Source organism: Bradyrhizobium sp. 40 (assembly GCF_023100925.1).
Taxonomy (GTDB): Bacteria; Pseudomonadota; Alphaproteobacteria; order Rhizobiales; family Xanthobacteraceae; genus Bradyrhizobium.
Genome location: NZ_CP064688.1, coordinates 1,290,366 through 1,302,695 on the forward strand (window position 1 = coordinate 1,290,366; position 12,330 = coordinate 1,302,695).

At 65.2% G+C, this 12,330-nt stretch carries 12 protein-coding genes; 8 read left to right on the forward strand and 4 right to left on the reverse strand.

The window, feature by feature from the left end; all coding sequences use genetic code 11:
* The first annotated feature begins 49 nt into the window (after positions 1 to 49).
* The 3 genes from IVB40_RS06025 (at position 50) to IVB40_RS06035 (ending at position 3,350) form a co-directional block, all read left to right on the forward strand.
* Positions 50 to 976 (forward strand): SMP-30/gluconolactonase/LRE family protein, encoded by a 927-nt coding sequence (locus tag IVB40_RS06025; protein WP_247818355.1) that lies wholly within the window; start codon positions 50 to 52, stop codon positions 974 to 976.
* A gap of 117 nt (positions 977 to 1,093) precedes the next feature.
* On the forward strand, positions 1,094 to 1,687 hold the full coding sequence (locus tag IVB40_RS06030; protein WP_247818356.1) for a GNAT family protein: 594 nt from the start codon (positions 1,094 to 1,096) through the stop codon (positions 1,685 to 1,687).
* 16 nt (positions 1,688 to 1,703) lie between these two features.
* Positions 1,704 to 3,350 carry a GMC family oxidoreductase N-terminal domain-containing protein gene (locus IVB40_RS06035; RefSeq protein ID WP_247818357.1) on the forward strand — a complete coding sequence of 549 codons (1,647 nt, stop codon included), beginning with the start codon at positions 1,704 to 1,706 and terminating at the stop codon, positions 3,348 to 3,350.
* Between the two features lie 408 nt (positions 3,351 to 3,758).
* Here IVB40_RS06035 and IVB40_RS06040 read toward each other — a convergent pair whose 3' ends face one another.
* On the reverse strand, positions 3,759 to 4,601 hold the full coding sequence (locus IVB40_RS06040; RefSeq protein ID WP_007600695.1) for a MoxR family ATPase: 843 nt from the start codon (positions 4,599 to 4,601) through the stop codon (positions 3,759 to 3,761).
* A gap of 105 nt (positions 4,602 to 4,706) precedes the next feature.
* A complete protein-coding gene (locus IVB40_RS06045; RefSeq protein WP_007613712.1) occupies positions 4,707 to 4,952 on the reverse strand; it encodes a GlsB/YeaQ/YmgE family stress response membrane protein in 246 nt (81 codons plus the stop codon).
* A 123-nt stretch (positions 4,953 to 5,075) separates the two neighbouring features.
* On the opposite strand from IVB40_RS06045, the gene IVB40_RS06050 reads away from it, so the two are divergent.
* The 3 genes from IVB40_RS06050 to sseA all read left to right on the forward strand — a co-directional run bounded on the left by IVB40_RS06050 (position 5,076) and on the right by sseA (position 7,785).
* Positions 5,076 to 6,251, forward strand: a complete 1,176-nt coding sequence (locus tag IVB40_RS06050) for a VWA domain-containing protein (RefSeq protein ID WP_247358533.1) — start codon at positions 5,076 to 5,078, stop codon at positions 6,249 to 6,251.
* 45 nt (positions 6,252 to 6,296) lie between these two features.
* Positions 6,297 to 6,710, forward strand: coding sequence for a rhodanese-like domain-containing protein (locus IVB40_RS06055; protein WP_018454122.1), 414 nt, complete (start codon positions 6,297 to 6,299; stop codon positions 6,708 to 6,710).
* Between the two features lie 223 nt (positions 6,711 to 6,933).
* A complete protein-coding gene (gene sseA, locus IVB40_RS06060) occupies positions 6,934 to 7,785 on the forward strand; it encodes a 3-mercaptopyruvate sulfurtransferase (RefSeq protein WP_247818358.1) in 852 nt (283 codons plus the stop codon).
* Positions 7,786 to 7,787: 2 nt separating this feature from the next.
* Here the strand turns inward: sseA and IVB40_RS06065 are convergent, their stop codons facing one another.
* Positions 7,788 to 8,636 carry a hypothetical protein gene (locus IVB40_RS06065; protein WP_247432823.1) on the reverse strand — a complete coding sequence of 283 codons (849 nt, stop codon included), beginning with the start codon at positions 8,634 to 8,636 and terminating at the stop codon, positions 7,788 to 7,790.
* A 321-nt stretch (positions 8,637 to 8,957) separates the two neighbouring features.
* On the opposite strand from IVB40_RS06065, the gene IVB40_RS06070 reads away from it, so the two are divergent.
* Positions 8,958 to 10,145: a L,D-transpeptidase gene (locus tag IVB40_RS06070; protein ID WP_247287909.1), complete on the forward strand. Its 1,188-nt coding sequence runs from the start codon at positions 8,958 to 8,960 to the stop codon at positions 10,143 to 10,145.
* 182 nt (positions 10,146 to 10,327) lie between these two features.
* A complete protein-coding gene (locus IVB40_RS06075) occupies positions 10,328 to 11,296 on the forward strand; it encodes an NAD-dependent epimerase/dehydratase family protein (protein WP_247818359.1) in 969 nt (322 codons plus the stop codon).
* 3 nt (positions 11,297 to 11,299) lie between these two features.
* Here the strand turns inward: IVB40_RS06075 and IVB40_RS06080 are convergent, their stop codons facing one another.
* Positions 11,300 to 12,262 (reverse strand): D-2-hydroxyacid dehydrogenase family protein, encoded by a 963-nt coding sequence (locus IVB40_RS06080; RefSeq protein ID WP_247818360.1) that lies wholly within the window; start codon positions 12,260 to 12,262, stop codon positions 11,300 to 11,302.
* Between the last annotated feature and the right edge of the window lie 68 nt (positions 12,263 to 12,330).

The window sequence follows — 12,330 nt, forward strand, 5'->3', positions numbered from 1 at the left end:
CGTGCCGGACATCCCGTGCAAGTCATAACAAGCAGCCGGGAGGGTCCACATGTCCAACGTCCGCGTTCTCGCCACCGACCTCGAATTTCCCGAAGGGCCGGTCGTGATGCCGGACGGCTCGGTTGTGCTGGTGGAAATCCGCGGCCAGCGCCTGACCCGAATCCATCCCGACGGGCGCAAGGAGATCGTCGCGAAGATTCCGGGCGGCCCGAACGGCGCAGCCCTCGGCCCCGACGGCAAGATCTACATCTGCAACAATGGCGGCTTCTCCTGGATCCCGACCCGCAACATGATCATGCCGGGTCCGCAGCCCGACGATTATCTCGGCGGCTCGATCCAGCGCGTCGATCTCCAATCCGGCAAGATCGAGACCGTCGTGACGAAATGCGGCGAGCACGATCTGCGCGGGCCGAACGATCTGGTGTTCGACAAGCAGGGCGGCCTCTGGTTCTCCGATCTCGGCAAGCGCCGCGCGCGCGAGATGGACGTCGGCGGCATGTATTATCTCAAGCCCGGCATGAAGGAGATCGTCGAAATCGTTCATGGCGTATTGCCGGCCAACGGCATCGGCCTGTCGCCGGACGAGGCCACCGTCTATATCGCGGAGACGCCGACGGGCCGGCTCTGGGCCTACGAGCTCTCCGCGCCCGGCACGCTGAAGCCGCGCGACGTGATCTATCGCGGCGAGCGCGGCAAACCGATCTGCGGCCTCGGCGGCTACCAGATGTTCGACTCCCTGGCGGTCGAAGCGAACGGCAATGTCTGCGTCGCCACCCTCGTCTCCGGCTGCATCTCGGTGATCGCGCCCGATGGCACCCTGGTCGAGCAGGTCCCGACCGGCGACCGCGTCACCACCAACATCGCCTTCGGCGGCCCCGAGCTGAAGACCGCCTACATCACGCTCTCAGGCAAGGGCGAACTGATCGCCATGGACTGGCCGCGTGGCGGTTTGCCGCTCAATTTCCTAAACAAGTAAACGGTGCTAGTGACCGTCATTGCGAGCGAAGCGAAGCAATCCAGGAATGCGTCCGCGGTGACAGTCTGGATTGCTTCGTCGCTTCGCTCCTCGCAATGACTAAAGAGAGAGTTTCAAATGCCCTGGCCTGATCCCATTACCCTGCGCGGACAGCATGCCGGTCTGGAGCCGTTGTCGCATCAGCATCGCGAGGGGCTGATCGAGGCCGTGAAGGACGGCGAGCTCTCCACCATCTGGTACACCGCGATTCCGACGCCGGACAACATGGGCAAGGAAATCGACCGCCGGCTCGGACTTCAGGCCGCGGGCTCGATGCTCCCCTTCACCGTGTTCGATGGCAGCGGCAAGATCGTGGGCATGACGACCTACATGAACATCGATGCCGCCAACCGCCGCGTCGAGATCGGCTCGACCTGGTATGGCAAGAGCGCGCAGCGCGGCCCGCTCAACACGCAGTGCAAGCTGCTGCTGCTCACCCACGCCTTCGAAACCCTGGACTGCATCGCGGTGGAATTCCGCACCCACTTCTTCAATCACCAGAGCCGCCGCGCCATCGAGCGCCTGGGCGCCAAGCAGGACGGCATCCTGCGCAGCCATCAGGTCGCGCCCAACGGCACGCTCCGCGACACCGTGGTCTACAGCATCACCGCGGCCGAATGGCCGACCGTGCGAATGCATTTGAATTATCAACTCAATGACAAGCCGCGCTAGAGGCGGCCGAGGCACCATGGACAGATTTGATTATGTGATCGTCGGCGCGGGCTCCGCCGGTTGCGTGCTCACCAGCCGGCTGAGCGAAGACCCTGCTACCAGCGTCTGCGTACTCGAGGCGGGCCCGAGCGACTGGCATCCCTACATCCATCTGCCGGCCGGCTTCATCAAGACCTTCCACATGAAGAGCATCAACTGGGCCTACCAGCAGGAGGTCGGGCCCTGGACCGGCGGGCGCAGCATCTACGCGCCGCGCGGCAAGACGCTCGGCGGCTCGTCCTCGATCAATGGCCATATCTACAATCGCGGCCAGCGCATGGATTTCGACACCTGGGCGCAGATGGGCAATCGCGGCTGGGGCTATGCCGACGTGCTGCCTTACTTCCGGCGGCTGGAGAAGCGCGTCGGCGAGGGCGAGGATGTTTATCGCGGCCGCGACGGCAATCTCACCGTCACCACCATGAACTGGCGCGATCCACTTTGCGAAGCCTTCATGGAAGGCGCGGTGAGCCTCGGGATTCCGCGCAATCCCGACTACAACGGCAAGACCCAGGAAGGCGTCTCCTACTGCCAGCGCACCATCGATAGGGGCTTGCGCGTCTCCGGCGCCACCGCGTTTCTCAAGCCCGCGATGAAGCGTCCGAACGTGCATGTCCACACCCACGCGCACGCGACCGAGATCATCTTCGAGGGCAAGCGCGCCGTCGGCGTGCGCTACATGAAGGGCGGTAGTGGCGGCACGCCGGTCGAAGTGCGCGCCAACAAGGAAGTGATTCTCTCCGGCGGCACTTATAATTCGCCGCAGCTGTTGCAGCTCTCCGGCATCGGCTCGCCAGATTTGTTGAGCGCCCACGGCATCGCCGTGCGTCACGCGCTTCCGGTCGGCGAAGGCCTGCAGGACCATTACGCCCCGCGAACTGTCGCGCGCGTCAAAGACATCAGGACCATCAACGAGCTTCGCCGCGGCTGGCGTCTCTGGGTCGAGGCGATGAAATGGGCGACCGCGCGCAAAGGCCTGCTGTCGCTGTCGCCGACCATGGTCTATTGCTTCTGGCATTCCGGCGAGAGCGCCGACAGCTCCGACTTGCAGCTCACCTTCACGCCGGCGAGCTACAAGGAAGGCGTGCAGGGCCAGCTCGAGGACGAGCCCGGCATGACCGTCGCCTCCTGGCAGCAGCGCCCCGAGAGCCGCGGCTATGTCCGCATCCGCTCGGCAGATCCGTTCGCGCCGCCGATCATCCAGACCAACTATCTCGACGCCGAGCTCGACCGCCGCGTCATCGTCGGCGGCATGAAGCTGGCGCGGCGCCTGCTGAAGAGCGCGCCGCTGTCGCCTTACTACGCCTACGAGGATTTCCCGGGCCCGAACATCAACACCGACGACGAGTTCTTGGCCGCCGCCACCGAACGCGGCACCACCACCTTTCACCCCGGCTGCACGTGCCGCATGGGCCCGGCGGACTCCACCTGGGCGGTGGTCGACGACCAGCTCCGCGTTCACGGGTTGCAAGGTCTCCGCGTCATCGACGCCTCAGTGATGCCGCGCATGATCTCGGCGAACCTCAATGCCTCAACCATGATGATCGCCGACCGCGCCTCGGACCTGATCCGCGGCAAGCAGCCGATGGAAGCCGCGCGCGTGCCGGATGCGGCGGTGGCGTAGCAGGTCTCGTTCCCCGCGCGCAGCGCAACGCTTCCCCGGCGATGCGAAGCGTCATTCGGTGCCGCGGTGCGCTGCAGAGCCGAAGGCCCATCTCACGCGACCTTGGTCCGCCCCTCGCGATTTGAAACGCGAGTTCGAGAGGGCGATGCTCGCCCTTGCTCCGTCATTGCGAGCGCAGCGATGCAATCCAGGATCTTTCCGCGGAGGCAGCCTGGATTGCTTCGCTGCGCTCGCAATGACGAGGTGGAGAGAGTGCGCCACACTCTCGGTGTCATCGCCCGGCTTGACCGGGCGATCCAGTATTCCAGAGGCGGTTATGATTGAGTCGAGAAGCCGCGGCGTACTGGATTCCCCGCCTTCGCGGGGAATGACACCGGAAGGTGGGGCGGCAGCGGGGTGCGCTCGAACCTATACTTCCCTCCGACTCAGGAACGCCAGTCGCTCGAACAGATGCACGTCCTGCTCGTTCTTGAGCAGCGCACCGTGCAGCGGCGGGATCAGTTTTCGCGGGTCGCGTTCGCGCAGCTGCTCGACGCTCATGTCTTCGTTGAGCAGCAGCTTGAGCCAGTCGAGCAGCTCCGAGGTCGACGGCTTCTTCTTCAGACCGGGCACCTCGCGGACCTCGAAGAAAATGCGCAGGGCTTCCTCGACCAGCCGCTTCTTGATGCCGGGGAAGTGGACGTCGACGATCCGGGTCATGGTGTCGGCATCGGGGAACTTGATGTAGTGGAAGAAGCAACGGCGCAGGAACGCGTCCGGCAGCTCCTTCTCGTTGTTGGAGGTGATCATCATGATCGGGCGCTGCTTGGCCTTGATCGTCTCACCGGTCTCGTAGACATGGAATTCCATGCGGTCGAGCTCGAGCAAAAGATCGTTCGGGAATTCGATGTCGGCCTTGTCGATCTCGTCGATCAGGAGGACCGGGCGCTGCTCGGCGGTGAAGGCATCCCACAGCTTGCCGCGCTTGATGTAGTTCTTGATGTCGGACACGCGGGCATCGCCGAGCTGGCTGTCGCGCAGGCGCGACACCGCGTCGTATTCGTAAAGGCCCTGCTGCGCCTTGGTAGTGGACTTGATGTGCCAGGTCAGGAGCGGGGCGTTCAGCGCCTTCGCCACCTCCTCCGCCAGCACCGTCTTGCCGGTGCCGGGCTCGCCCTTGATGAGCAGCGGGCGCTCCAGCACGATCGAGGCATTGACCGCGACCTTGAGATCGTCGGTCGCGACATAGTCCTTGGTGCCGGTAAATTTCATCGTGCGTCCTTGTTGGTCGTCGTCCCAGGAATTGCCAGTTTCATGGCCCTGGTCCAACAAACGGAACGGCCGCGCGTGGCGGCCGTTCCTGGTTCGGTCAGGCTTTCAGACCCGTTTTATCAGCGAAAGGATGACGAGCACAATCACCGCGCCGATCGTGGCATCCACGATGGCCCCGACCGTGCCGGTTGCGAGCTGGATATGCAGCTGAGGCAGAATCCAGCTGGCCACGAGCGCACCGATGATGCCGACGACGATGTTGCCGATCAGCCCAAATCCCGCCCCATGGACAATCTTGCCGGCAAGCCAGCCTGCGATCGCGCCAATGATGAGCGCTGCGAGAATTCCCATTGCAAACGTCCCCAAAACAACCCCGTGAGACCGCCAATTCTAGAGCAAAAAGCCTCCCGGTCCAGCGCAGAGCAGTGGCCTCCGCCCCTTGACGTTCGCCCCCCGACGGGCAATCTGTCACCCATGTTCCTGCAATTCTTCACTTCTCTGCGCGATGCGCAGGTCCCCGTGACGCTGCGCGAATACCTCACGCTGATGGAGGCGCTCGACGCTGACCTCGCGGACTACTCGGTCGAGAATTTCTACTATCTCTCGCGCACCTCGCTGGTGAAGGACGAGCGCAACCTCGACAAGTTCGACCGCGTCTTCGGCACCGTCTTCAAGGGGCTGGAAAGCCTGCTCGACGCCATGGAGGGGGCCGAGATCCCCGAGGAGTGGCTGAAGAAGCTCGCCGAGAAATACCTGACCGAAGACGAGAAGAAGCAGATCGAGGCCATGGGCTGGGACAAGCTCATGGAGACCCTGAAGAAGCGCCTCGAGGAGCAGAAGGGCCGGCACCAGGGCGGATCGAAGTGGATCGGCACCGCCGGTACCTCGCCGTTCGGCGCCCATGGCTACAATCCGGAAGGCATCCGCATCGGCCAGGACAAGAACCGCAACAACCGCGCCGTGAAGGTGTGGGACAAGCGCGAGTTCAAGGATCTCGACGGCAATGTCGAGCTCGGCATCCGCAACATCAAAGTGGCATTGCGTCGCCTGCGCAAATTCGCGCGCACCGGCGCGCCTGACGAACTCGATCTCGATACCACCATCCGCGAGACCGCCAATCACGGCTATCTCGATGTGCACATGCGGCCCGAGCGGCGCAACGCGGTGAAGCTGCTGGTGTTCTTCGACATCGGCGGCTCCATGGACGCGCATATCGAGCAGGTCGAGGAGCTGTTCTCGGCCGCGAAGAGCGAGTTCAAGCACATGGAGTATTTCTACTTCCACAACTGCCTCTATGAAGGCGTGTGGAAGCAGAACAAGCGCCGCTTCACCGACCGCACCCCGACCTGGGACGTGCTGCACAAATACCCGCACGACTACAAGATCGTGTTCGTCGGCGACGCCTCGATGTCGCCCTACGAGATCATGGTGCCCGGCGGCTCGGTCGAGCACGTCAACGAAGAGCCAGGCTCGGTCTGGCTCGACCGCATCATCCGCACCTATCCGCATTCGGTGTGGCTCAATCCCGTGCAACAGAAGCACTGGGACTATTCGGAATCCACCACCATCATCAAACGCATCTTCGCCAACCGCATGTACCCGATCACGATCGAGGGGCTTGAGGGTGCGATGAAGGAATTGACGCACTAGCTCGCGCTCCGCGCGCCCCGGAATGACAACAAGAGGGAGAACCACGTGCCCCAGACCATCACCCGCGGCATCAAGGCGCTGATCGACGAGGCCAATGCCGAGATCGAGACGCTCACCGCCAAGGACGCCATCGAGATCTCCAAGAACGGCGACGTCGTCATCGTCGATATCCGCGATCCCCGCGAGATCGAGCGCGACGGCCGCATCCCGGGCGCGTTCGCCTGCACCCGCGGCATGCTCGAGTTCTGGATCGATCCGCAGAGCCCTTATGCGAAGCCGGTGTTCCAGGAGGACAAGAAGTTCGTGTTCCATTGCGCCGGCGGCTTGCGCTCCGCGCTCGCCGCCAAGACCGCGCAGGACATGGGCCTCAAACCCGTCGCCCACATCGCCGGCGGCTACGCCGCCTGGCGCGACGCCGGCGGGCCAACCCAACAGTGGGAGCCGAAGAAGAAGGGGTGAGGGTGCTGCGCTGCCGCTCCAATCTCCGGCGTCATTCCCCGCGAAAACGGGGAATCCAGTACGCGGCGGCCTTTCGGCCCAATCGCAATCGCGTCTGGAATATTGGATCGCCCGTTCCTAGTGCGTAATTGCGCACTGGCCGGGCGATGACAGCGGAGTTGGATGCACACTGCTTCAACCTCGCTCACGTTGCGCTAGCCCGGAATGACAAGAAAGACCTCGCATGACCACCGATCCCCTCGTCTCCACCGAATGGCTCGCCGCCCACATCAACGATGCCAACGTCAAGGTGCTCGACGCCAGCTTTAAGCTGCCCGGCGTGCTGCCATTGCCGAAGGATGATTACCTCGCCGCGCATCTGCCAGGCGCAGTGTTCTTCGACGTCGACGCGGTCTCGGACCATTCCAACCCGCTGCCGCACATGTATCCGAGCGCCGAGCAGTTCGGCCACGACGTCGGTCATCTCGGCATCTCCAATGCCGACACCGTCGTGATCTACGATGCCGGCGGCTGGGTCGCTGCTCCCCGCGCTTGGTGGATGTTCCTGGCTTTCGGCCATAGCAATGTGAGCATCCTCAATGGCGGCCTGAAGAAGTGGCGCGCCGAGGGGCGTCCCGTCGAGAGCGGCGAGGCGAAGCCGAAGCCAGCGACATTCAAGGCGAGCTACGATTCCAAGCGCGTGCGCAGCATGCAGCAATTGATCGCCAACGTCGAAAGCCGTGCCGAGCAGGTGATCGACGCGCGCGCCGCCGACCGGTTCGAGGGACGGGCGCCGGAGCCGCGCGCGGGCATTCGCTCCGGCCATATCCCGGGCGCGCGCAACGTGCCCTACAATCTTCTGTTCGACGCCGCTACCGGCACGATGAAGCCGCTCGATGATCTCCGCGCCGCCTTCACGGGCGCCGGCGTCAAGCTCGATGCCCCGATTGTGACGAGCTGCGGCTCCGGGGTCTCTGCCGGCGTGCTGACGCTCGCGCTCTATCGCCTCGGCATCACCGACACCGCGCTCTATGACGGCTCGTGGTCGGAATGGGGGCAGGAAAAGGGACCGCCGATCGCGACGGGGCCAGCGTAACCCTACTGACGTGCGCGCGCGGTCGTCGTCGCGGCGAGCGTGGGTTGCGGCTGCCCGAACGGATCGAGTTGCTGAACCGGCGGCGGCGGACGCCGGACAATGCGGCGGCGCTTCTTCACCCGATGCGCCCGCGGCTTGGTCGCCTTGCTCTCCGGCGAACCGCTGTCGGCCTTAGAGTCGGCCTTGGCTTTCGCCGGCGGATCCTTCCAGGCCGTGGTCGCCGGGTCGTTCAATGCGGCGAACTTCGCGCTCGCCATGTCGAACGTGGACGAAGCCGGGGCTCCGCTGGGGGCGGCAGGTGCTGGTTTGCTCGTGAGAGCGATCGAAACAGCCTTGGTCTCGGCGATGGATGCGCTGGCGTCGGCCGGAGTCAGCGTGTTGCTTGAGGCCGGCGCCGCGGCGTCCATCGTCCTCTCGGCCTTGGTCTCGGCCTCGACATTGGCCGGCTCGGCCGGGACGTCGGCCGGAGGTGCAGCGACCTGCGGCTGACCGTCGGTCTCGGTTGTCAGCGCGACGACCGGCTCGGGCTCGCTCATCGGCAGCGCGATGGTCGGGACTTGATCGCGCAGCGACGGTGTCGGATCGGTGGCTGCTTCCGGCTCGGCGCGCAGGACCGCGAGCACCGGCAGGGCCGGCTCGGGAGCCTGTGCAAACACCTGCTCCTGCGGACCATTCCGCCAAGAGGGGTTGCTGACATACTGCTCGTGGCTCGCCCGCAGCAGCGCGGCGGCGCCCAGGCCGAACACCAGGATGGAGGCTGACAGCAGGATCGCGGCAAACAGGAAGCGAAAGCCGGGAAGCATCGAGGGATTGCGAATTTCCGCCCCGGCGGCGAAGTGGCCAGGGCCCATGAGCCATCTGAACGCGGTGACGGTACTGCTTGCCGCGTTCGCCACGCGGGGATCGAAGCTCAAAGCGGAGGCGAATCAGGCTGATTCGAACATACCGCAACGATTCCGCGCCGTTCCGTAAAAAACGGAGCCGGCGACTCCTGCGATCTCGGGCGTGGGCTGATTTTCGTCCCCTGATGCAAGCAGGCAACGGTAGTCTTGCGGATCACAAATCGGCAAATCAGGCACAAATCCGCCTGTCATGTCTTGAATGTGCCGCTATCTTCCGTCATCTGGCCGTTAACGGTCCGGACGGGGCCCGGGGACTATACAAGAGCGATGATGATCAAACATTTTCTGACGATATGCGCTGCCGCAACAGTCGCTGCGGCGGGAACCTCGCTCGCGCAGGCCCAGAGCTATCCGGTCCAGCAGGCGCCGAGCTATGGCGCGCCGGCCGAATATCGGCCCGGCGACCGCGCGCCGAGTTTCGACGCGCTGGACGATGAAGACGATTCGATGCCGCAGGCAGCGCTGCCGCCGCCCGGCCCGGATCCGCGCTACGGCCGTCCGCCCGGCGCTCCCCCGGTGTATTCCGCCGCGCCGCCACAGGGGCCGGTGATGTCGCCCGATGATCCCCGTTATGGCCGTCCCGCCGGCGCCCCCGTCTACTCGGCCGCGCCGCCGCAGGGGCCCGTGACATCCCCCGACGATCCGCGCTACGGCCGCCCTGCCGGCCCGCCCGCGGTGATCTACGCCGATCGTCCGGCTCAGGCGCCCGGCAGTGACGGCCTGCGTCCGCCCGAGGCTGTCGGTGGTCCCGGCGCGACCGGAACGGTCCAGGCCGGGCAGCCGCCCGTGGGTGCCGACGGCCGGCCGATGGCGATCGCCTCGCTCCCGCCCGAGGAGCAGCCTGACGCTGCCCCGGCGCAGCTGCCGCAGAACCTGCGCCGCCAGGAAGTCTCGCTGGCGACCAAGGAGCCGGCCGGAACGCTCATCGTCGATACCCCGAATACCTACCTTTATTACGTGCTCGGCAACGGCCGTGCGATCCGCTACGGCGTCCGCGTCGGCCGCGACGGCTTCACCTGGACCGGCGTGCAGAAGATCACTCGCAAGGCCGAGTGGCCGGATTGGCATCCGCCGACGGAAATGATCGAGCGCCAGCCTTATCTGCCGCGCTTCATGGCCGGCGGTCCCGGCAATCCGCTCGGCGCCCGCGCGATGTATCTCGGCTCGACCGTCTACCGCATCCACGGCACCAACCAGCCCTCGACCATCGGCAAGTTCGTGTCCTCCGGCTGCATCGGCATGCTGAACGAGGACGTCTCCGATCTGTTCGATCGCGTCAAGGTCGGCACCCGCGTGGTCGTGATGCCGGGTGGTCCGCCGCCGGGAACTGCGACCGCATCCGCCGCGCCCGTGCCCGGCGCTGCCGGCCCCGCTCCGATGGCCGCACAGGCCGGCCCGGTCGGAGGCACCCAGCCGACAGTGGTGCCGCCGCTGCCCGCGCCCGTCACCGTGCGCTGAACTGGCCTCGCAAGAATTGATCTAGCAAGAATTGATCTGATGACGGCGCGTGGCCTTCGGTCACGCGCCGTCATCATTTGGCGCATGCGCGCATGTCTCGCTTGCGTATGCGCGTGCCTTGCTTGAACCGCTCCGCACCTCGATTACGTCCGGGAGGATTGCAACGAATTGAGGAGCACAGGATGCGCATCTTTGTTGCGGGCGCGACCGGCGCGGTCGGCCAGTATCTTGTTCCGGCGCTGGTCGCCGCGGGTTATTCGGTGATCGGCACGACACGGAGTGCGGCAAAAACAGATCTTGTGCGGCGATTGGGTGCGGAGCCGATCGTCGCCGACGGCCTCGATGCCGACAGCATGCGCGCTGCGGTGATTGCGGCAAAGCCCGACGCCGTCATCCACCAGATCACAGATCTCGCGGCCGCCACGGACCTCCGGCATTTCGATCGGGCTTTCGCGCGAACCAACGAGCTCCGCACCCGCGGAACCGACATTCTGCTGAATGCCGCACGCGAGGCCGGCGCCAGGCGCTTCATCGCGCAAAGCTTCTGCGGCTGGACCTTCAGTCGCGCCGGGGGAACGGTGAAGACCGAGACCGATGAACTTGACCCGCATCCGCCGCGAGAGCTGCGACGCACGCTTGAGGCGATCCGGTATCTGGAGCGAAGCGTCACCGCTTCGACGAAGCCGGAGGGCATCGTGCTGCGCTATGGATTCTTCTATGGACCAGGTACGGGCACGCTCTCGCCGGCGATGATCGACCAGCTGCGCCACCGGCGTGTTCCTGTGATCGGCGATGGCGGCGGCACGTGGTCGTTCATTCACACCGAAGATGCCGCCTCTGCCACGCTCGCCGCGCTTGAATGCGGACGCGCCGGCAGCATCTACAATATCGTCGACAACCATCCGGCGCCGGTGAAGGACTGGTTGCCCGCGCTGGCCGAATTGCTTGGTGTCAAGCCGCCGCGTCACATTCCCGCCTGGCTCGGGCGCCTGCTTGCGGGCGAGCATATGGTTGCGATGATGACGGAGGTGCGCGGAGCATCCAACGCCAAGGCCAAGCGCGAGCTCGGCTGGCTGCCGGCGCATGCCTCCTGGCGCCACGCCTTTGCCGATGCAGCGCGGCAGCCCGCCGGCCACCGCACGGCGGCCTGAGGCTTAGGCCAGCTTCCGCGGCAGCCCGCTGCCCTTGGTGAAGGCGTCGATCGCCTCGACCATCTGGCCGTAATGGATGCGCAAGCCGTCCTCGGTGGAATAGCCGAGATGCGGCGTCAGCACGAGGTTGTCGAGCTTGCGGAAGGGATGGTCCGTCGGCAGCGGCTCGACCGAGAACACGTCGATGCCGGCGCCTGCAATCCTCTTCTGCTGCAACGCCTCGAGCAGCGCCTGCTCGTCAACGATCGGCCCGCGCGCGGTGTTGACGAGGAAGGCCGTCGGCTTCATCCGCGCGAGATCGGCAGCCCCGACCAGCCCGCGCGAGCGCTCGCTCAACACCACATGGATGCTGACGATATCGGCCTTGGAGAACAGCTCCTCCTTGGTGGCGTAGCCGATGCCGGCGTCCTTGCACTTCTCCGGGGTCAGGTTCGGGCTCCAGGCGATCACGTTCATGCCGAACGCCTTCGCGATATCAGCCATCTTGCTGCCGAGCTTGCCGAGCCCGACGACGCCGAGCGTCAATCCCTCGATCTCGACGCCGGCAAAGGCCTGCCAAGGCTCGCCCGCATGCATGCGTGCGTTCTCGCGGCCGATGCCGCGGGTCAGTTCCAGGATCAAGCCCATGGTGAGGGGCGCAGTCGGATCGCGCGAATATTGCGTGCCGCCGATCGTGATCCCGCGCGCCTTGGCGGCCTCCATGTCGATGGAGGCGTTGCGCATGCCTGATGTCAGCAGCAGCTTCAGCTTCGGCAGGCTTTCGAACAGGCTCTTCGGGAACGCGGTGCGCTCGCGCATCGCACAGACGATCTCGAAATCGGCCAGCGCGCTCGCCGCGGCCTGCTCGGAGGCGAAGGGGTGGCTGAACACGGTGACGTCGATCCGGTCGGACAGGCTTTGCCAATCGGCGACGTCGAGGGCGAGGTTGAAATAGTCGTCCAGAATTGCACAGCGCAGCCGCATCAACAGCGTTCTTCCATGGCGAGAGGTGGAACCAGGCCATGGTTGCGCGCAATCAGGACCGTGCGCAAGCC

Bases quoted from the DNA above. Each gene is read 5' to 3' on its own strand.
- IVB40_RS06040 (WP_007600695.1), bottom strand. From the start codon at position 4,601: ATGAAATTTACCGGCACCAAGGACTATGTCGCGACCGACGATCTCAAG.
- IVB40_RS06070 (WP_247287909.1), top strand. From the start codon at position 8,958: ATGATCAAACATTTTCTGACGATATGCGCTGCCGCAACAGTCGCTGCG.
- IVB40_RS06045 (WP_007613712.1), bottom strand. From the start codon at position 4,952: ATGGGAATTCTCGCAGCGCTCATCATTGGCGCGATCGCAGGCTGGCTT.
- IVB40_RS06075 (WP_247818359.1), top strand. From the start codon at position 10,328: ATGCGCATCTTTGTTGCGGGCGCGACCGGCGCGGTCGGCCAGTATCTT.
- IVB40_RS06025 (WP_247818355.1), top strand. From the start codon at position 50: ATGTCCAACGTCCGCGTTCTCGCCACCGACCTCGAATTTCCCGAAGGG.
- IVB40_RS06065 (WP_247432823.1), bottom strand. From the start codon at position 8,636: ATGGGCCCTGGCCACTTCGCCGCCGGGGCGGAAATTCGCAATCCCTCG.
- IVB40_RS06035 (WP_247818357.1), top strand. From the start codon at position 1,704: ATGGACAGATTTGATTATGTGATCGTCGGCGCGGGCTCCGCCGGTTGC.
- IVB40_RS06050 (WP_247358533.1), top strand. From the start codon at position 5,076: ATGTTCCTGCAATTCTTCACTTCTCTGCGCGATGCGCAGGTCCCCGTG.
- IVB40_RS06030 (WP_247818356.1), top strand. From the start codon at position 1,094: ATGCCCTGGCCTGATCCCATTACCCTGCGCGGACAGCATGCCGGTCTG.
- sseA (WP_247818358.1), top strand. From the start codon at position 6,934: ATGACCACCGATCCCCTCGTCTCCACCGAATGGCTCGCCGCCCACATC.